Raw genomic sequence first — 20662 nt, 5'->3', positions numbered from 1 at the left:
GTACTTTTATTCGGCTTACACTTATTTTCTTAAAAAGGATTGAATGGCGTCTTCCTTACTCAGTATTTCGATTTCAACTTCGTAGGTGCGGCTTTCCCCCGGTTCCAGAAACAGAAGGGTCTTCTGTTGGCGGGCGGCAGCCTGCCCGATCGGCGGATGCGTGCCGGGTTCGATGCCCGTCACGTATTCGCCTTTGCCCCAATGCTGCCAGTTCGTGAGCCACGGCAACTGCTCTTTCCGAAACCGTAAGGCGAGGGCAAAACCGAGGTTGTCGTTGTACAAACCGGCGGTGCAGCGACCGTCGGCATCGGGTGTCGGGTCAATGATGGCGACTTCCTCGCCAAAACCGCTGTGATCGTCCAGCGGGGCGGGGCATTTCCGGAAGTCGTTGCCTTCGACAAAAATTTTGTTTTCCTGATCCGGATGCCGGGGGCGCCAGTCGCCCTGCCAGACAATGTCGGTGCCTTCATCGACCAGCGGCCAGCCGAAGTTGAAATGGTACAACAGCATGTGCGGAGCTGCCGTGTTGGCCCGGTTGATGACTTCGTCCTGAATCCGAATGATGGGCTGGCCGAGCGTGCCCGAAATCGTGCGTCGCAGATCCAGGCTGGGGCCGAAAACCCGCGTTTGCCGGATGATGCCGGTGATGCTCATGTCGAATTTCCCCCGCGCCGGATCGGGCTGGAGGATGGATTCGATTTCGGCGGGAAGGTTGCTGATTTCGCCGTGGAGCCCGCGCTGGCCGTATTCATCGGATTCGGGACCACCAACGTGCGTCAGGCCGCAGGTGGTCAGCAAACCGCCGGTGAACGTCCGTAGCCAGTCGATGCCCTGATCCGAAAATGGTTGCGGGGACGTAATTCCGACCTGGCTGATCCAGGCCAGACCGTGTTGGTTGTAAAACGCGTCGGCAATGTCCATTGCCCGGTCGATGACGACTTTGTACCGCAGCCCGGTTCCGGTATTGATCCAGGCAATCCGGGTGCCCCGGCCCGCGCCGTTGTCGAGAACCGCCGTTTCAATGCCGCCCCATTGGGCCGGGTGGGAGAGTTTGTTGTGCCAGGTTGTGGGTGTCAAATTAGATTTATTTTTCCGTACCCACGGACTTTAGTCCGTGTGAGCTTCTATGATTCAGTTGTTGGTATCAACTTAGAAATGGGTTAGCTCACACGGACTAAAGTCCGTGGGTACGGGTTACAACTGCTTGATCATCAGGTTCCGGTATTGCACTTTCATCGGAGGGCCGACGTGGACCTGGATGCCCAGAAAGCCTTTGGCGGCTCCGTTGACGGTATCTTCGTCGGTGACTTCGCTCATCAGCACGCCGTTGATGTAATGCTGTAATTTGTTGCCTTTCACAATCAGGTGGAAACTGTTCCAATCGTTGCTCTTGATTAAGGTCTTCAGCGAGTCCGAACTACCCAGTGAACCGGTCACGTTCAGGCCTTTCCAGGCATTTCGGGCGACATTGGCCCGGATTCCTTCCGGGGTCGCGGGACCGTCGTAGGGCTTGATGGTGGTTTTCTGGCCCCGGTACGCCAGCGTGGTCCGTTTGCGTTCTTCGTAATTCTGGCCGGTATAATTGTTCTTCCCGTCGATGTCGGCCTGATAACCGCGCAAAGCGTGCGGAATATCGGTGAGTTGTTCGCTGCGGTAATTGATACCGGAGTTGCCGGATTCGGTAATGTTAAACTCGCCTTTTAACTCGAAATCAGCCGGTTGACCACCTTTCCAGATGATAAAGTTATTGGTTTTCAGGAGCGTCGTGGGCGTAATTTCCCCGACCAGTACGCCGTTTTCGGCCCGCCAGTAGGTCGGGTCACCGTCCCAGCCTTTGAGCGATTTCCCGTCGAAGATGGACACAAAACCGTCTTTTTTATCTTTCTTCTTGCTTTGACCGACACAAACCGTCGTGACACTGCTGGTCAGGAAAGCCGCCAGCAGCAATCCGGTCGGCAGAAGCTTAAAAGTTGCTTTTTTTAACATATGGTTTTGGGTTGGTTTAATCCCTAAATCCCGAACGTCGGCCCGGCCTGAAGGGGACTTGGACACGGCTTTGTCGGTTCCAGAAGTCCCTTTTAGGCCGGGCCGACGTTCGGGATTTAGGGGTATATAACAATTATTTGCCTTTAGCGGCACCACCGCTGGCTTTGTACACTTCGTTGTCCGGATTGCCACCGGCTTTCAGGTACGCCATCAGATCTTTCAACTCGTCGGGATTTAGGCTGTTGATAAGGCCTGGCAGCATGATTGATTCCGACGAATACTTGGTACCGGTAACGTCCTTCTTCAGAATTTTGCGGGTTTGATCCGGTGCAAAGGGGTTCTGCGAAATCGTGTAACTCGTCTTGTCTTCCGAAAGCTGGCGACCCACGACCGACTGCCCGTTTTTCAGCGTGTAGATGGTCGAGGCATACTGGTCCGAAACCGCCTTGTTGGGGTTGATGATGGCATCCAGCATGTCTTTGTTTGAAAACCGGGTTCCAAGTTGGGTCAAATCCGGACCAACGTCACCGCCCGAACCCTGGATCGAGTGGCAGCGGCTGCAGAGAATCGCACCGTAAATTTTCTTGCCCTGCTCGAAATTCCGACCCGAGAGGTCGTTACCCACGGCGGCCACGGCATCATCCAGTTGCCAGCGCCGACCGGGACCTTTCGGTGAGTAGCCCATCGCAATGTCGTTCCCTGAGGTCGTCAGCAGTTCGGCACCCGACAGTTTGTTGTACTTCTCGAACTGGTCCTTCGGCACATGGGCCAGCGCCAGTTTCCGGGCACGGTCGATGAATCCGACGTAGCTCCGTCCGCCCTGGTACTTGAAGGCATTGCCGAACCAGGTAAAATACTTGTCGCGGAGTTCGGGCGTCCAGCCGGTTTCCTGGCGGCTCAGCATGACAGCGTAGTACGTCTGTTGCAGCGGTGGTACTTTTTCGAGCATTTTGGCAATATCCAGCCCGTACTGCGGGTTACGCAGAATCAGGTCAGACGAAGCCGTGGCTGGTGTCAGGTCGAGGGCGTTCATTCCCGGTTCTTCTTTCTTGTCCATCAGGGCCAGCGTTTTCTGGATCACCCCCGGTGCTTCCAGGTAGATCAACACTTTGCTCAGACCCCGGTTGACCAAAGCGGTTTTAGCCGGATAATGCGGGTTGAGGTAGGCAATCACTTTGGATTTATCGGCGGCATCGGGCGCACCCATACGCAGAAAAATTAGTTCGAACGCCCGCAGTACATCGAATTGCTGCGATTCGGGAAGCTGGGCAAAGTTGATTTTGAGCAGCGTATTCAGGGCGCTGCTTTTCACCGACTCGTTGCCTTGCCGGGCCAGAGCAACAATGGCCTGCGTAGCCCGTTGCGGGTTGGTTTCGGCCAGTGCCTTGTCCTGCCACTGGGCGACGGGCTGGTGTTCAACGGCAATCCGGGCAGCATACCGGACAAACCGGTCCGGGTGGCTCAAGTGCGGCCAGGCGGCTTCGATAGCGGCCGGATTGGCTCCCTGGTGGTATTGCTCCAGGCTGGTCCGGAGTTTATGCTCAGCCGTTGCGTTAGCGGCCAGCGGAGTCGTTGGGGTCGATTCGGTGCCCGTGTACGTGACCCGGTACAGATCGGATTCCAGCCGGCGACCGCCGGTCAGGAAGTACATGGCACCGTCGGGGCCGATGGCTCCGTCCGTCAGCGGCAGCGGTGAGCCCGAAATAAATTCTTCACGTTCCCCTTCATACGTAGCGCCTTTCGGTTTCAAGTGGATGGAATAGATAATCCCGAAGCTCCAGTCGAATGCGTACAGGGACTGGCGGTATTTCTGGGGAAACTTGGCATTGGCTCCGTAGAAAACGTTGGTAGGCGAGCCCTGGCCGATGTTCAGCAGGGGCGGCAGGTTGTCGGGATTGCCCGGCAGCCATTTGCTGTTGCCAGTGCGCCAGCCGAATTCGGCTCCGCTGGTGATGTGGCAAATTCGGGTGGGGCGGTACCAGGGCGTTCCAAAGTCCCACTCCATGTCCGAATCGTAAGTGAACATGTCGCCGTTTTCGTTGAAAGCCACGTCGAACTCGTTCCGGAAACCGGCACCGATCAGTTCCCAGCGTTTTCCCTCTGGATCGATTTTGGCAACCCAGCCACCGGGGGCCATGCGGTCGTTGGCGTGGCCGCGGGGGTCTTTAATCAACGGGAACAGGTTGTCTTCTTTCCAGTTGGAGGGCAACCGGTAGGCGTCCATTTGCGGAACGTCAGTATGGTTTCCGGCGACCACGTACAGCGATTGTTTGTCGGGCGAGAGCACAATGCTGTGCGGACCGTGTTCGCCTTCGCCTTTGAGTTCCCGGATCAGTGTCACCTTATCATACTGGTCGTCATTATCCGTATCCTGCAAACGGTATAAACCACTGGATTTCGGAAAGCGCGGATTCGAGCGGTTATTGACCATCACGTACAGGCTGTTGAAGGCATACAGCAGTCCCTGCGCGTAGCCCATGCCGAGTGTATCCTGGCCCACTTTAAGCCGTTCGACGGCGGGCTTGGTGAGCCCCGACCCAACCGCCGGAATTTTCAGTCGGAACAGGCCACCGTACTGGTCGGAGGTAATCATACGGCCTTTATCGTCGAATGTCATCGAAACCCACGAACCCTGGCCGTTCTCGGACGGGCTGTACAAGTGTTCGGCTTTGAAGCCGGGCAGCAGCTTTAGCTTGTCGATTTTGGAATTGTCGGCGAGGTTCTTATCGGTTCCGGACACCTGCATCGTGACCCAGGAGGCCCCGACCAGCACCAGTGCAGAAACGGATAAAAAGAGCTTAACCGATCGGTACGGAGAAAACATAAGTTAGTTGGGTTTTTACGGTAAAAAGCAAAAGAAAAGCCTTCCTACTGATGGCCTGCACGGGAACTTAGGTAAAGCATGCGTCATCCGGTAAGGGGTTAGCCCGGCCGGTTCAGAAAACCGGCCGGGCGTGCGGATTAAAAATGCGGAGTCAGAGCCGCTTCGACAGCCGGGAGTGGGTAATAATCCTCCAGGTTCGTAAAGGCGTTCGGCGGAGGAACGGCCCCTTTCGGGAAATAATAAGCCTGTGGATTGGCTTTCACCTTGGCCCCATAAGCTCCGATGATTTCCTTCACGCGGCCCGTGCGGGTCAGGTCAAACCAGCGTTTGTTTTCGAAGGCCAGTTCCACGCGACGCTCTTTGAAAATGGCTTCGCGCATGGTGACCTGGGTGGTGGCCGTGGTGGCCGCCAGTCCGGCCCGGGCCCGCACCTGATTCAGGTACGTGGCAGCCTCAGCGGTTTTGCCCTGTTCGTTGAGCGATTCGGCCAGGAACAGCAGCACTTCGGCGTAACGGTAAACTGGCCAGTTCTGGCCGGTGTTGTTGTGCTGCGCGTGCGTCCGGGCGTATTTCTTGATGTACGGAAAGGTTTTGTTTTCCGTCAGCGCCTGGCTCAGCGTTACGTAGCCGATGGAAATATCCTTCCGTTTGTCACCGGTTTCGTAGGCCGCAATCAGGTCCGGCGTCGGAACATTGTTACTTTCCTGCGAAGTGGGCTGGGCGTTCGCGGTTCCGGTGATCGGCCGAATTTCGTCAGCGGTAATCGGCGAGGGAATAAACCGGTAAATCTGATTCCCGTTGAAACCGGCTGAGCCTTCCATGTATTGGACTTCAAAAACCGACTCGGCGTTGTTCTTGTTGGTACCCGTAAACGAGAAAGCGTTGTTGTAATCGGGCATCAGCGAATAACCATCGTTAGCGACGATTTCTTTCAGTAAGGCTTCGGCCTGCGCCCATTTTTTCTGGGTGATATACAGGTTAGCCAACAGGGTTTTGGCCGCTCCCGAGGTAATGCGTCCGGCTTCCTGCTTGGCTTTGTTGGGCAGCCCCTTACTGGCATCCGTTGCATCTTTTTCGATTTGGGCGTATACCTGCTCGGCGGTCGACAGCGGCAGGGCAGCATCTTCGCGGCTGGTGACCGGCGTCAGGTGCAGCGGCACTTTTCCGAACAGCCGAATCAGGTCGAAATACGCGAAGGCCCGAAGAAACTGCGCCTGTCCTTTCAGGTTATTTTTCGACTCGGCACCAAAATCAACGTTGTCGATGGTTGCCAAGATCTGGTTGGTCCGGGCGATGATCTGGTAGTTCAGGCGGTACTGCACCAGCACGTTGTCATTGGCCGTTACCCCGTTGGCCGACGGAACGGCAAAGTCGGCAACGTTCTCGGTGTTGTCAACGGCTCCGTACAGGATGTTCCGGGCGTAATAGGTGTTGTCGGAGTGCATTTCCTCCAGGACCCACGCCCGTTCGTTGAACATTTGCCGGAGCGGTGCGTAGGCGGCATTGACGGCCTGCTGAAAGTCGGCTTCTTTGGTGAAGAACGTGGCCGAACTCAGGGCGGTTTCGGGAACGACATTCAGGAAATCGTCTTTGCAACCGGTCAGGGCCAGGGCCAGCAGCACGGTGGCTATATATTTTGTCTTCATGCGTGTTCTGCTTAATAAGGAGAGGATATCAGGCTTAGAAATTCAGGTTGACACCGATCGTGTAGGTGCGCGGGACCGGGTAATTGGACAGATCGACGCCCTGGCTCAGGTTGCCGCCGTCGCCGTTGCCGTCGCCCTGGGCACTGGTTTCCGGGTTCGGACCACCCCAGTATTTCGTGAAAACATACACCTGCTGAACGGAGGCATACAGGCGGGCCGATTTGAAAAATTTGTTCACCGCCCCAATGTTGTAGCCCAGCGTGATGTTTTTGATCGTGAAGAACGAGGCATCGGCCAGGAAGTGTGAGCTGTTCCAGTCGCGTTCTACGCCGGTGAAGTTACCCCCGCCGTTGGTAGCACCAAACATGCCGCTTCCTTCCGTGATAACGGTCGTCGGCTTGTTGGTCACCGGATCGTTTTTAACCCGGAAGCGGTCTTTCACCCCGGCGACCATGTTGAATACGCCGTCGAGGTTGGCCGTGCTGTACAGGTGACGTACCCAGAGCTGGTTGCCGTAGGAACCGGAACCCACGATGGAGAAATCCCAGTTGCCATAGGTCAGGTTGTTGACAATCCCGTAGGTGAATTTTGGGAATGGTGTACCGATGATCGTCCGGTCGTCGGCATCCCCGCCGTAGGTAATCACCCCGTCGCCGTTGACATCCCGCATTTTGACGGTTCCGATGGCCGAGCGGCCCGGAATGATGGGTGAGCTGGCGAGTTCTTCCGCGCTGCGGTAGAAGCCTTCTTTCACCAGGCCGTAGAACTGCCCGAAGGGTTGTCCGACCTGCGTAATGTGGAAGGATCCGTACACCCGGTCGATGCCCGGTGCCAGTTCCATCACCTTGTTGCGGTTGAACGAAATGTTGGCGTTGGTGGTCCACTTCAGTTTGCCTTCCGTGTTGCGGGTGTTCAAGGCAAATTCATGGCCCCAGAACTTGATTTCACCGATATTATCGTTGAAGTTACTAAAACCGGCTTCCTGCGGAATCTGGACAGCGTACAGCAGGTTGGTGGTGCGCTTGGTGTAGTAATCGTAGGTAAACTGAATCCGGTCGTTGAACAGGCCCAGGTCTAAGCCCAAATCGAGTTGTTTGGTTGTCTCCCAGCCCAGGTTGCTGTTCGCCAGGGATGTTACGGCCGCACCCGTAGCGACGGTACTTCCGAAAACCGCATTCACCGTGTTGTTCACCAGGGCATACTGGGTATAGTTCCCGATGTTGTTGTTGCCGATCACCCCGTAGCTGGCCCGCAGTTTGGCGAACGAAACCTCCGGCGTCCCTTTCAGGAAATCTTCGTCGGAGATGACCCAGCCCAGCGAGGCCGAGGGGAAGGTACCCCAGCGGTTAGCCGACCCGAACCGCGACGAACCATCGCGCCGGATAGCCGCCGTGAACAGGTACTTGCCCTTGTAATTGTAGTTCAACCGCGACAGCAGCGAGGTCAGCGTCCATTCGTTCACGCCGTTATTCGTGCCCCCCCGATTGATATTCAATGCCCCCTGGATGGTTGGCAGCCGGTCGTCGGCGTAGGTGTCGGCCTGAATCCGGGAGAATTCCTGACGATACCGCTGGTTGGTAAAACCGCCCAGCAATTCAAAGCTGTGGTCGCCGAACGACCGCGCGTACGTTGCCGTGTTTTCGTTCAGCCAGCCCACATTTTCCAGGGCCTGCCGGATCGAGACGGCGATGGTCGGGATCGGCACGTTAATGGCGCTGGTGGCCGTCGACGGGTTAAAGAAGAAGAACTTGTTGTTCTCAAACTCGACGTTGATGGTCGATTTGAGGTTTAGCCCTTTGATCGGGCTGTATTGCAGGTACGCATTGCTCAGGATTTTGGTCTGCTTCGTTTCGTTGACCAGTTCTTCAGCCGCGCGCACCCAGTTCGGATACGCGAAAATGTTCCCTGTGCTACCCGGAAACTGGTTGAACTTGGTCAGTTCGCCGTTGGCGTCGTAAATGGGCATCACCGGCCAGGTGTGCAGGGCGTTGAACAGAATCCCGGTTCCGCGGTCGCCATCGGTGCGGGGCGTGTTGTCGAACACATACTGCGGAGCCACGTTGAAACCGACCCGTACTTTCTCCGAAATGTCGTAGTCGGTGTTCATCCGGAGCGAATACCGGATGTATTTGTTATTCAAAATCACCCCTTCCTGGTTGAACACCCCAGCCACGATGGCCGTCCGGGACTTTTCGGTATTGGCCGTGATGGTCAGGTTGTAGCTCTGCACCGGGGCTTGCCGGATCAGCGCGCCGTACCAGTCGTTGTTTTTGCCTTCGTATTGCGAGGGGTTCTGGAATTCGGCCGGAACCGGCTGATTCGTATCTTCGTAGAATTCCTTCTTGAACTGCGCAAACTCGACGGCGTTCAGCATTTTGATCCGGCCACGCTCCGGTACCTGCTGCACCCCGGCAAAGGCGTTGAAGCTGATGTTGGTCTGCCCGGCTTTCCCGCGTTTGGTCGTGATCAGCACGACGCCATTGGCCGCCCGCGATCCGTAGAGCGAGGTGGACGAAGCGTCTTTCAACACCGAAATGTCTTCAATCTCGTCGGGGTTGATGGCACCGATGCTGCCGGTGATCGGAAAACCGTCGACGACGTAAAGCGGCTCGCTACCGGCCGAAACCGACAACTGGCCCCGAATCCGGACCGACATGCCCTGACCCGGTTTTCCGGTCGTCTGGTTGATTTGAACCCCGGCCAGACGACCCTGGAGTTTCTGCGTCACCTGAGAAACCGGAATATCTTTCAGTTCTTTGGCCGTTACGGTTTGTACCGCGCCGGTAACTTCTTTCTTCAACTGACTCCCGTAACCGACGACGACCACTTCCGACAGCGTTTGGTCGTCCGGAAGCAACTTTATATTGATTGTTGTTTGGCTCCCGACAGCCACTTCCTGTTTGAGGTAGCCGACCGAACTGAAGACCAGGGTGGCCCGGTTGTCGGGGACGGAAATTTTGAATCGGCCATCGGCATCGGTCGTGGTACCTTGCGTAGAGCCTTTCACCACAACGTTGACACCCGGCAAGCCGCCCCCGCTTTCGTCGGTGACACGGCCCGTTACATCGATGGCCAGGGGAGTAGTATGGATCGTTGCTTTTCGTGCCAGACGGTTTTTGTCGTCAGCAGAATCGGCCCAGGTCGGGCTGGTTAATAAGGAAAGAAGAAGACACGAGCCGATGATTTGTTTCGCACTGAAATGAGGATTACCCCAAGTGGTAATGCGTTGGTTCATACATAAAGATGGCTAAGGGTTTAGGAAATAGGGCCGGTGGACACAACGGCGTCCGGACGGCCAATCACTGGATGAACCTGGTCAGTTTGGATCAGGATCAGGGTTCAACGGATGGGCTTTTACAACATAGGTTGAAGTAGGGTTAAGGGTAAATGCTTCAAGGGTTTTTAGGTTGTATTGCTGGCGTGCCGGCGACTTCGGGAGGTCAGAAAGCACTAGAAATAGGGTATTGCTTAATTTCTATTTATTGTAAAATAAATTCAATTAAGGAAAAGATAGCGTTCGGACTGTCCTTTACTCTGCTGCTTTTTTTAAAAAAGTTTTGTTTATTCGATTAAGCTAATATCAAATCCTTGGTAGTCAAGATAATAGATCCAATACTGGCCTTCCTTTTCCGTCGGGCGTTGTGTAAAAAGGTCGCTTCTCAATCTCGTACTGCGTGTCCGGAGCGATACCTAACGCGTGATAGATGGTCTGGTGAATGCCATCAATCCGGACCGGATTTTCAATCGTTTTGCAGGGACGCTCATCGGCGGTTTTGCCATACACGAAGCCCCGCTTGATGCCGCCCCCGAACATCAGCACCGAACTGCCGTCGGTAAAGTGCCGGTGCATGCCGTAAAACTTCATATCGGACAGAATATCCGGCTGGTTGACCTGCTCCTTGACCTTCTCGTCCGGGCGACCTTCCACCATCATATCGCGGCTGAATTCGCTCGCCAGAATGATCATCGTTCGGTCGAGGTGACCAGTTTTGTCAAGATCTTTCACCAACTGCGCCACCGGGCCATCGATCAACTTCTTCATGTCGACCAGGCGCGTGTGGCCGTTTTCGTGCGTGTCCCAGCCCTTGAACGGTTCGTATTCGGTCGTGACGCTGATAAACCGCGCACCCTGCTCCGTGAGCCGGCGGGCCAGCAGACAGCCCAGTCCAAACCGGCCGGTATTGTAGATGTCGTAAATTTCCTTCGGTTCTTGGCTTAGATCGAACGCTTTGGCTTCCGGCGAGTTGAGCAGGCTATAGGCCTGTTCCATTGACCGCCGGAGCGATTCTTTCTGGTAATCACTGCCGAACTCGCCGAAGGGGCTGTTGCTGATCAGCTCGTTGTACAACTGGTTTCGGCGCTCAAACCGGCTGGCCGTCATCCCGACCGGCGGTCGGACGCTTTCGAGGCCCTGACTAGGGTCCGGAATGAAGAAGGGGCCGAACTCGTTGCCCAGAAAACCGGCCGTGTGAAACGCCTTGAGTTCTTCGGCTTCGCCCACCGTAAACCGCTGGCCGATGTCGATAAAGGCCGGAATAACCGGGTTTTTCGGGCCAAGTTCCTTGGCAATCCAGGAACCGATGTGCGGAGCCGCCACGGTTTGGGGTGGTTCGTAGCAGGTGTGCCAGTGATACTGGTGCCGCGAGTGCAGAATATGGCCCAAATCGGCCGAAACATACGACCGGATCAGCGTGCCCTTGTCCATCACCTTCCCAATGGATTCGAGGCCTTCCGAGAAGTGAATGCCATCCAGAACCGTTGGCACGGATTTGAAGGTACTCAGCACGCGGTTGCCCTCCATGTCTTTTTCGTAGGGCGTATACTTTTTCGGGTCGAATGTTTCGGTATGTGCCATACCGCCCGCCATCCAGAGCAGAATCACCGTGTCGGCGGTTCCGTCGGTCTGGCCGATTTTCTTGGTTTTACAGCCCGACAGAAGGCTCGCCATCGGAGCACCGGCCGCCATCGCGGCCAGGGTTGCCGCGCTGGTGCGCTGCAGAAATTCCCGTCGGTTCCAACTGGTTTTCATATTGCTTTCGTTCTTTTTACCCCCAACCCCCTAAAGGCCGGGCGGCCAGTGCCGGGCTCTCAAATCCGGATGTTTCAGCCCCCTTTAGGGGATTGGGGTATTTCTAGTTAATCAATTGAAATTCAGGATGCAGACTAATGGCCCATACCAAATCCTGAATGCCCTCAATGTTCGGTGTTTTGCCTACAATTTTTTCGGCTACGGCCAGCTCCTTGGGCAAGGGTTCGCGACCGAGCGCTTTCCAGTACAGGTCATGCACCAGCTTGTCGGAGGTAGGGTATTTGGCTTTCCAGATTTGGGCACCCTGTTTAAGAGCCGCATTGAATTTGGCCCCGTTGGTCAGTTCCAGCGCCTGCAACAGATTGGCCTGTGAGGCCCGGCTGGTGCTGACGGTTTCGCGGTTCGGGCGTCCGAGAGCCGTCAGGAACGGGTCGTTTTTGACGAGCGAAGCGCGCGGGAACGGCATTTCCTGTTTGATGGTTTCGGGCAACCGTTTCTCGGCCAGCGACGAATCGCCGTAAATCGGGTTGAAGGCCAGACTGACGGCATCGGCAAACTGCTCGGCCGACATCCGGCGACGTACCATGCCCTCGAACACAAAAGTTGGGGCTGTCAGCAGGGCCGGGTCTTTAATGCTGATCGACGGTAGTTGGTAGGTTTTGGAAGTCAGAATCTGCGCCATCAGCCGCTTGATGTCGTAGCCGTTGGCCGTAAAATCAGCCGCTAGCCAGTCGAGCAAATCCTGGCTCCAGGGTTCGCGGTCCATCTCATCGACGGGTTCAACCAGGCCGCGCCCCATCAACTGCGCCCAAACCCGGTTGACCAGCGTCCGGTACAACCGGCCGTCTTTGGGCTGGGTGAGGAAATTGGCCAGTTCGCGAAGCCGCTCTTCCGTGGGAGCGTTGGCGTTGATCGTGCCCAGTTCCTTGAAAAGAATAGCCCGGCCCGCCAGTTTGCCCGTTGGTTTGTCGCAGCGGTGAATTTCGAGCGTCGTGTCCGAGAAGACGTTAGCAAAGGCGTAGGCATCGGCCAACTTCCAGTCGCTGATGAAGCTGTCGTGGCAGGACGCGCATTTGAGGTTCAGCCCCAGCAATACCTGCGACACGTTCTGAGCCGCCTGCATTTCGGTGCTTTGGCTGGAGTTGATGGTGCCGCGCCATTTGATGCCTTTGATAAAACCTTCCGACTCTTTGTTCGGACTAATCAACTCTTTGACAAACAGGTTGTACGGTTTGTTGGTCTTGAGCGAGGTGTACAGCCATTTCGTAATGTCGAAACGGCCGCCGGTGATATAGCCGGTGCCGGAATAATCGTTGCGCAGAGCATCGTTCCAGAACGTCAGCCAGTGCTGGGCGTAATCCTCGTTGCGGTTGAGCAGTTCGGTCACCAGCAATTCGCGCTTGTTGGGCCGGGGGTCAGCAAGGAAAGCCTTCACCTTGTCCGGCGTTGGCAACAACCCGATCACGTCCAGGTACACCCGGCGCTGATACGTCCGGTCGTCGACCGGGGCTTTCCAGGTGATTTTGTGCTGCTGAAAATAGACATTCACAAACCGGTCGATGGGATTGGTCAGGTCGCCGGTGGCGGCCGGAACGGCGGGCATGCGGGGTTCAAGCGAGGCCACGCGGTAGATGCTTTTTTCGGTTCCGCTCGGCCAGGGTGCGCCCTGTTTGATCCAGAATTCGAGCACGGCAATTTCCTTGTCGGTCAGCCGTTTGCCCTTGGTTGGCATGGCGTCGTCGTGCCCTGCGGGCAGTTTCACCCGGCGGATCAGGTCACTGTCTTCCGGATGACCCGGTTTCAGGATTTCGCCGTGTTCACCGCCTTTGAAGATTAGTTCTTTCTTGTCAAGCCGGAGTTCACCTTTCGTTTTGGTGGCGCTGTGGCAACTGTAGCAGTTATGGGCCAGAATCGACCGCACTTCGAGGTTTAGGTCTTCGATTTGTTTATCGGTAAGCGGCTGGTTGGTGTTGCTGATGAAGGCCAGGTTGGGGTCGGTGGTTGAGGGGCTTTTTTCCTTGCCAAACGGCAATACGCTCGTTAAATAATCTTCGCCGTGGGTCAGCAGCGCACCGTAATGCCCGGCAATGGTGACGCCGAAAACCGTCAGGAACAGCAAACTCCGGTAAAGCGCCACACGCCCGGACCGCAGGGCCAAAACCGTTCCAATGGCCAGCGCCATCGTGGCCAGCCCCGACCACTGGTGAACCGTAACGGTATCGCCCCCGTATTCCTCCTGGTTGATCAGAATAAGTCCGAAAACAGCGGCCAGGACGGAACTACCGGCCCCAATCCAGAGCAGGGCGGTAATCCCGGCCCGCAGGTCGGTCGATTTACGCGACCAGCCGATGATTTCCAACAACAAGGCCACGCAGAGCAATCCCACCGGAAAGTGAACCATCAGCGGGTGCAGCCGACCCAGAAATTGCCAAAGCCAAAACGATTCAGTTAAAACGGTCACTTTTTGTAATAAAGGATTAGTTGAGCAATCACTAGCACCAAATGCACCTTAAAGCATGGATCAATCCTACTTTAACCTTAATCCATCCAATAAGGTGCATTTTTCAGCGTAAACTATCCTGCACTTTCCGCTAGTACCCTGGATTCTGCGTCAATTTGGCATTGATCAGAATCTGCGGAGCCGGAATGGGCAGAACGTATTCAAAATCAGAATAGACGTAATCCTGGGCGTTGAACGCGATTCCGCCCCGATCGACGGTCGGTTTGGCTTTTTCTTTCGCGCCGTAGGCATTCATGAAAGCCGTCAGCTCGGCCGGGGTTTTGGTCCGGCGCAAATCAAACCAGCGGTGGTTTTCGAAGGCCAGCTCGACCCGGCGTTCTTTCAGGATGGCATCCCGCAGGGCCGCCTTGTCCAGACCGGTTTTGGCAGCCAGACCGGCCCGCTTCCGCACCTGATTCAGGTAATCGAACGCTTCGGCGGTGGGGCCGCTGGCTTCGTTGATTGCTTCGGCCAGCATCAGCAGCACATCGGCATAGCGCAAAACCGGCCAATTGTTGTCGGTCCGGCCCGAAATCGTGTGCGGATACGTGAACTTGGTGATGTACGGAATAGTCACTACCGTGCCGTTCAGCGTGTAGCTGGTCTTCAGCGAGGCATCTTTCCGCACATCGCCGGTTTCGTAAGCCGCAATCAGGTCGTTGGTCGGGATGTTCCGGCCACCGGGGGCGGTGTTGGCAAAGCCCGTGATGGCTCCGGCCGACAGCCGGGGTGCAAACACATAGGCAAAGTTGCTCCACTCGCCCAAATCGTTGCCACCCTGGTATTGTACTTCAAAAATCGATTCCGGGCCATTCTTGCGGGCCGGGTTGAAGTTGTCGGCATACACCGGGTTCAGCGAATACCCGGTTACCTGCTTGAGCGTTGCGACGGCATCGGCGTATTTCTTCTGGGTCAACTGCGCTTTGCCGAGCAGGCTCAGAGCGGCTCCTTTGGTGGCGCGGCCAGCCTGAGCCGTCGGGTAGGTCGCGGGCAGTAGCGTAACGGCTTCTTTCAGGTCTTTTTCCACCTGCGCCCAGACGTCGGCCTGCGGAGACCGCACGAGGTCGAAAGCCGCATCCGGTTTGTCGAGCGTCGACGTGACGAGTACGACATCACCGAAATACTGCACTAGATTGAAATAGAAATACCCGCGAAGAAATTTCAATTGCCCTTCGATGGGAGCTTTAACGGCGGCATCCAGCGTGCTGGTGGCCAGTTTTTCCAGCGTGTAGTTGGTGTTGTACAGGGCCGAATAATATTGGTTCCAGACGTTAGAAATCTCACCGTTTCCCTGGTTGACGGTCGAAAATTCGAAGGCTTCCCAACCGGCGGCTCCCCCACGGTCGAGCGGGTTGAAGTCGAGCGTCGTGTTGTCTGACGGAAATTCCTGAAAAATGTAAGCTGTGTTGGTGATGGTTTGCAATTGCCCATACACACCATTTAGGGCCTGTTGAAACTGGGTTTCGTTTTGGTAAAACAGGTCGGAACCAATCCGGGTGGGATCGGTGGTGACCAAGTAATCATCTTTGCACGAAAACTGAGACAGGCAAAGAAGGAGAGTCCCGATTACGGTTATTTTTTTCATTTTCGTGAAGATTAGAAGTTCAGTTTAATCCCGGCGGCAACGGTTCTCGGAACCGGATACGATTCGTCGTCATTGTTCAGCTCCGTACCGCCCCGAACTCCGGCATCCGGGTTGTTTCCGGGGTATTTGGTGAACAGGAACAGGTTGTTGCCGGTCACAAAAATGCGCGCATCGCTCAGGATCGACTTGAATCGCGGGAAGGTATAGCCCAGCGTGATGGCTTTGAGCCAGACATAACTGGCATCGTACACATACCGCTCGCTGCTTTCGCGTGACCATTTGAAGTAGCTCGTTCCGCCCTGCGAGTTCTTGGCGTTCGGGTTGGAACCCGGGTTTTCGGGCGAGCGCCAGCGGTCTTTCGCTTTGTCGAGGACGTTGAATACACCGTCCATGTTCATCGTCGAGGCTTCAATGTTGCGGTAGACGTCGAAATCGTGCGCGCCAACGAACAGAATATTGAAATCAAATCCTTTGTAATCGGCGGCAACGGTCCAGGCCCAGGTAAAGGCCGGGTTGGGGTTGCCGATTTCGACCATATCCTGCGTATCGTACGAAATCACGCCATCGCCGTTGGTATCTTCAAACTTCATCGCGCCGGGAATCGCGCCGTCCTGCTTCGGCCAGGCGTCGATTTCGGCCTGGGTGTTGAAAATGCCCAGTTTCCGGTAGCCGTAAATCATCCCGATCGGGCGGCCTACTTTCTGCACGTTATAGCCACCGTAGAAACCGCCATACCAAAGCATGTCGTTGGCACCTTTGATGGCCAGAATCTTGTTCCGGTTAAACGTGATGTTCGGGCTGGTCCGGAAGTTAACCGGGCCGATGTTCGTCCGGAATTCCGCGCCGAGTTCGAAGCCTTTATTTTCGACTTTGCCGATATTGGCCAAACTGGTCGTAAACCCGGAAACCGCCGGAATCGAGATCGGCAGCAGCATGTCGTTGGTAATCTTGTTGTAGTATTCAAGGTTCAGCGACAGCTTGTTGTTAAACAGCGCGATATCCATCCCGATGTCTAACTGGTTCGATTTTTCCCACTTCAACTCCTGATTGGCAAACGAACTGACCACTTTTCCGGCTGCGAACGAGTTGCCCAGGATGTAGTTGTTGGCCGTGACGAAGGCCAGACTCGGGTAGTTTCCGATTTCGTTGTTTCCCGTAACGCCCCAGCTTGCGCGGAGTTTCAGGTCATTGAGCCAGGACGTTTTGGGCATAAACGGTTCTTCGGTAATCCGCCAGCCGATGGAAGCCGCCGGGAAATCGCCGTATTTGTTTTTGGCCCCAAACCGCGAGCTGCCTTCGCGCCGGTACGAAGCCGACAGCAGGTATTTGTCTTTGTAGGAGTAGTTGACCCGGCTCAGAAACGCCAGCATCGTCCAGCCAAATTCGTAGGAATTCGACGACCGGATCGAGGCCGCACCCAGGTACGGCACCAGGTCATCCGGGAAGGTGTTGCCGGTGCCGGAAATACCGCGTACGGTTTCCTGCTGGGCCGTGTAGCCCACCAGCGCTTCAACGGTGTGGCTGTCGCCGAATTTGGGCGTGTAGGTCAGCAACTGATCCAGGGAGTAGTTGGTCAACTCTTCGGTGGTGTTGTTGGCCGTCGCAAGGCGCGGGGGCGCACCGGCGGTTCCGTTGGCCACCGGCAAGCCGATCGTCGACGGCACGAACTCGCGGTACGTGTTGTTGTTCAGCTTCACGTTGGCCGAGGTCCTGAACTTAAAATCTTTCAGGAACGACACTTCGACAAAACCGTTCGTCAGCAGGTCGGCGATGTTTCGTTTACGCATGACGTTCTGGAGGACAAACAGCGGGTTCGGGAAGCCGAATACGCCATCGACCCCGTTGATGTACGGCACCAGCGAACCGTCCGGGTTATAGGGCGTGGCGCGGGGGTCCATCAGCAGCGACCCGCCGACGAGGTTGCTCCGGCCATCGGTATTGGCTACATTCTGACGGGTGTAGGTTCCGTTGATGTTCAGGCCCACGTTGATAAATTTGTTGACCTGACCGCCGAGGTTCGCCCGCACCGAAATCCGGTCGTAATCCGTCTCCTTGATCGTTCCGTTTTCCTTGTAATAGCCGACCGACAGCAGGGCCTTGATCGGCCCCGCCCCGGACGAAACTGTCAGGTTAGCGTCGGAATAAGGGGCGTTTTTACGCATGATCAGGTCAAACCAGTCGGTCGAATATTTCGTCTGTTCCGGAAACCGGTAGCCGATGGGCACTTCTTCAATCGACGGTTCGCGGCCCTGCAAAATCCGGATCTGGTCCATGAACACGTCTTTCTTGAACTGGGCAAATTCGACCCCGTTCAGCATTTTCACCCGGCGCGACATCGGCACGTTCTGAACCCCGTAGTCCAGCGCAAAATTGACGTTTACCTTGCCTTCTTTGGCACTTTTAGTCGTAATCAGCACCACGCCGTTGGACCCCCGGGCTCCGTAAATGGCCGTAGAAGCCGCATCTTTCAAAACCGAGATGCTTTCAATGTCGTTCGGGTTGAGGTTTTGCCCGACGCTGGTGCCGACCGCAAAACCGTCGATGACATAGAGCGGATTACTACCCGCACCCAGCGAACTGATCCCCCGGACGCGAACTTCAAAAACCCCGCCGGGCGTCCCACTTTTCTGCTTCACGACCACACCCGGTGCCCGGCCCTGGAGGAGTTGGTTCATGTTGTTGGCGGGTTGTTCGCCGATGTCTTTCATGTTGATGACCGAAACGGCGGAGGTAATGTCCTGTTTGCGTTGCGAACCGTACCCGACGACAACGACTTCGTCGAGGGAGCGGTCGCCGACGGCCAGTTGCACATCGATTTTGGTGCGCGATCCGACGTTAACTTCCTGCGACTGGTAGCCGACGAAGGAGAAGACCAGCGTGGCATTGTTTTCCGGCACATCCAGGCGGTAACTTCCGTCGGCGGTCGTGGTCGTGCCCCGGGTTGTGCCTTTCAGAACGACGCTGACACCCGGCAGGCCGTCTCCTTTTTCGTCTTTGACCAGACCAGTCACCGTGCGATCCAGGACAGTGTAAGCATTTGCGTACAGGCTGGTAACAAGCAGCCAAAGCAGCCAAAGCGGAAGGGCCAAAAGCCTCTTCAGCACCTGTGGCAGCGGGTTGAAGGGTATGAGTTTTTGCATGATTGTCGTGTTAGAAACAAGAACCAGAGAATGTGATTGGCAGAGAATCAGCGGCACAGTGGCCTGCTGAACAAGGTGACGGCCCGGTAGAAAGGCGGGAAAAAGGGTAGCGGTAACGTACCCGGCAATTAAGTTAGGCGGTTTGTCGCGGTCATAAAATAAAAGGTTAATGAGTTAAGGAATAGGTTCTAAGAATAAGGTATCCGGCATCCATTCTCAATAGATGCGGTTTTTCGGATGCGGTTCGGGGGTGGTTTGGGTGCGTTGCCGGATGGCGGCCCAAAGCCGGTCTTCCCGTTGGCATTCCTCGTCCGGGTCGGGGTTTGGGTTCTGTTGCTGGTCCAGCAAGCCATACCAGTAGTCCATTATCTGCTTCTCTCCGGCGGAGCACGAACCTTCGAGGTAGCGTTGCAGCACTTCCAAAAATTCCTGGCGATTCGTTAGCATCCTCTGGAAAAAACATAGCCATCCGACCGAAAATAGATCGTTCTGATATAATGTCAACTCAGGGCATCAAAACCGCAAATTGTTTAGGAAAATACTTGAATAATACTATGCGCAACCGTTTCCATTCGTACAGAATCTTTATAATGTCATATGCTGTAGAAGTAATGCAAAAGGCAATGAATCGACGTGGAATGACCTGGGTAGCCCGTCGATAGAAGAAAACCGGGAAATAGCACGCTCATAAACAGGTAAGTGCAGGATAGCATCCGTTAATGAAATGTAAATCTTACAAGAAAGACTTATGCTTTTCCGGAACGTTTCGGGAGGGCAGGCCTAACCCACTTGCTGACCTTTTTATGGAATACTCGGTTTTAAGCGATGCCGTACTGGTAACCTATTACCAGGCTGGCGACAGAGCGGCTTTTCAGGCAATTTACCGGCGGTACTGGAAGCCTCTTTTTGCAGTGGCCCGCCGGAAGGTGTATTCGCCGGAAAGCGCCGAAGAGTTGATTCAGGATCTGTTTGTTGATTTGTGGGAACGGCATGAAACCGTGCAGATTGATGAACTCAGGACGTATTTGTTTGGCGCAGTAAAGTATAAGATTCTCAACCATATCAAGGCACTCCTGATCCGGCAACGATATGAAAACCAGAAAATGACTGTCCTGACGGATTTTGACTGCCAAACCGAGCAATGGCTGGCCTATGCTGATTTGCAACAGGCGCTGGAAAAGGGAATGGCTCATTTACCCGACAAAACCCGCCAGATTTTCCGGCTGAACCGGCTCGAAAACCAGTCGGTTCGCCAGATTTCGGCTTCGCTCCGCATCCCCGAGCGAACCGTCGAGTACCACATCATGCAGTCGCTGCGGGCGCTGCGCTCTCATCTGAGAGAATATGTCGGGGCGGTTTGACTGATCAGAGACAGCGTTTATCTCCGGTACGGTTTATCCAGAATGAGTTTCAAACCGTTTAGTTCGTCAATTTCGAACACGTTTTCAGGCGGTACAATTCCGCGGGCAATCCAGTTTGATACCACCATCGTGCTTTTTAATTGGTGCCGTTTCGTGTATTCCTGAATCGTAACCCATTCGGTCAGATCCAGCGCTTTTCCTTCCGCTAGAAGAAACCGTTTGCCTTGCTCAATTAACCGGTCAGAGTCGGCCAGAAGCTCTTGGATGTTCTTTTTCGATGTTGTTTCCATACAGTTACCCATAAGATTTTTAATAATTCCGCGATTCGGTCAAGCAATTGATTTTTCTCCTCCTCAGTCAATTCGTTGCTTTGATCTCGCAAGACTTGCTTTAAAACGGCGAGCTGCATTCGTATATGGACAATCAGTTGCTGCCTGGGAGTCATGCTTACCTGCTTCGTGGGTTAATGTATGAATTGTTTTGTTGCAAAACAACAGAAGTTTCAGACCAGGCGAATTCCTTGTAGTGATTAGACGAATCAGATTCAGGCATGACACCTTCATTGGATAGCCTTTGCATCGGAATTTACCT

General features: G+C 55.1%; 12 protein-coding genes. 1 reads left to right on the top strand and 11 read right to left on the bottom strand.

Annotation, left to right across the window (positions count from 1 at the left end; genetic code table 11):
- Window positions 1-21: 21 nt before the first annotated feature.
- The 10 genes from ACO2Q8_RS02885 to ACO2Q8_RS02840 all read right to left on the bottom strand — a co-directional run bounded on the left by ACO2Q8_RS02885 (window position 22) and on the right by ACO2Q8_RS02840 (window position 19157).
- A complete protein-coding gene (locus tag ACO2Q8_RS02885) occupies window positions 22-1077 on the bottom strand; it encodes an aldose 1-epimerase family protein (protein ID WP_423343274.1) in 1056 nt (351 codons plus the stop codon).
- A 117-nt stretch (window positions 1078-1194) separates the two neighbouring features.
- Window positions 1195-1986 carry a 3-keto-disaccharide hydrolase gene (locus ACO2Q8_RS02880; protein WP_423343273.1) on the bottom strand — a complete coding sequence of 264 codons (792 nt, stop codon included), beginning with the start codon at window positions 1984-1986 and terminating at the stop codon, window positions 1195-1197.
- Between the two features lie 133 nt (window positions 1987-2119).
- Window positions 2120-4810, bottom strand: a complete 2691-nt coding sequence (locus tag ACO2Q8_RS02875) for a c-type cytochrome (RefSeq protein WP_423343272.1) — start codon at window positions 4808-4810, stop codon at window positions 2120-2122.
- Between the two features lie 137 nt (window positions 4811-4947).
- Entirely contained in the window at window positions 4948-6456 is a 1509-nt protein-coding gene (locus tag ACO2Q8_RS02870; RefSeq protein WP_423343271.1) for a RagB/SusD family nutrient uptake outer membrane protein, read from the bottom strand.
- 34 nt (window positions 6457-6490) lie between these two features.
- Window positions 6491-9691 (bottom strand): SusC/RagA family TonB-linked outer membrane protein, encoded by a 3201-nt coding sequence (locus ACO2Q8_RS02865; RefSeq protein ID WP_423343270.1) that lies wholly within the window; start codon window positions 9689-9691, stop codon window positions 6491-6493.
- Between the two features lie 360 nt (window positions 9692-10051).
- Window positions 10052-11485 (bottom strand): DUF1501 domain-containing protein, encoded by a 1434-nt coding sequence (locus ACO2Q8_RS02860; RefSeq protein ID WP_423343269.1) that lies wholly within the window; start codon window positions 11483-11485, stop codon window positions 10052-10054.
- A 103-nt stretch (window positions 11486-11588) separates the two neighbouring features.
- Window positions 11589-13946 carry a DUF1549 domain-containing protein gene (locus tag ACO2Q8_RS02855; protein WP_423343268.1) on the bottom strand — a complete coding sequence of 786 codons (2358 nt, stop codon included), beginning with the start codon at window positions 13944-13946 and terminating at the stop codon, window positions 11589-11591.
- Between the two features lie 130 nt (window positions 13947-14076).
- Entirely contained in the window at window positions 14077-15570 is a 1494-nt protein-coding gene (locus ACO2Q8_RS02850; protein ID WP_423343267.1) for a RagB/SusD family nutrient uptake outer membrane protein, read from the bottom strand.
- Between the two features lie 11 nt (window positions 15571-15581).
- The gene (locus tag ACO2Q8_RS02845) at window positions 15582-18710 is read right to left on the bottom strand and encodes a SusC/RagA family TonB-linked outer membrane protein (protein ID WP_423343266.1); all 3129 of its coding nucleotides are present in this window, start codon (window positions 18708-18710) and stop codon (window positions 15582-15584) included.
- A gap of 216 nt (window positions 18711-18926) precedes the next feature.
- A complete protein-coding gene (locus ACO2Q8_RS02840; RefSeq protein ID WP_423343265.1) occupies window positions 18927-19157 on the bottom strand; it encodes a hypothetical protein in 231 nt (76 codons plus the stop codon).
- A gap of 356 nt (window positions 19158-19513) precedes the next feature.
- Between ACO2Q8_RS02840 and ACO2Q8_RS02835 the strand changes: the two genes are divergently transcribed.
- Complete coding sequence (locus tag ACO2Q8_RS02835) at window positions 19514-20071, top strand: RNA polymerase sigma-70 factor (protein WP_423343264.1); 558 nt, start codon at window positions 19514-19516, stop codon at window positions 20069-20071.
- Between the two features lie 17 nt (window positions 20072-20088).
- On the opposite strand, the gene ACO2Q8_RS02830 is transcribed toward ACO2Q8_RS02835, so the two are convergent.
- A complete protein-coding gene (locus ACO2Q8_RS02830) occupies window positions 20089-20361 on the bottom strand; it encodes a hypothetical protein (RefSeq protein WP_423343263.1) in 273 nt (90 codons plus the stop codon).
- Window positions 20362-20662 lie beyond the last annotated feature (301 nt).

The sequence above is a fragment of the Larkinella sp. VNQ87 genome, assembly GCF_049445795.1.
Classification (GTDB): Bacteria; Bacteroidota; Bacteroidia; order Cytophagales; family Spirosomataceae; genus Larkinella.
The sequence above is the reverse complement of the archived record's forward strand: the minus strand, read 5'-3'. Positions and strand labels throughout refer to the sequence as shown.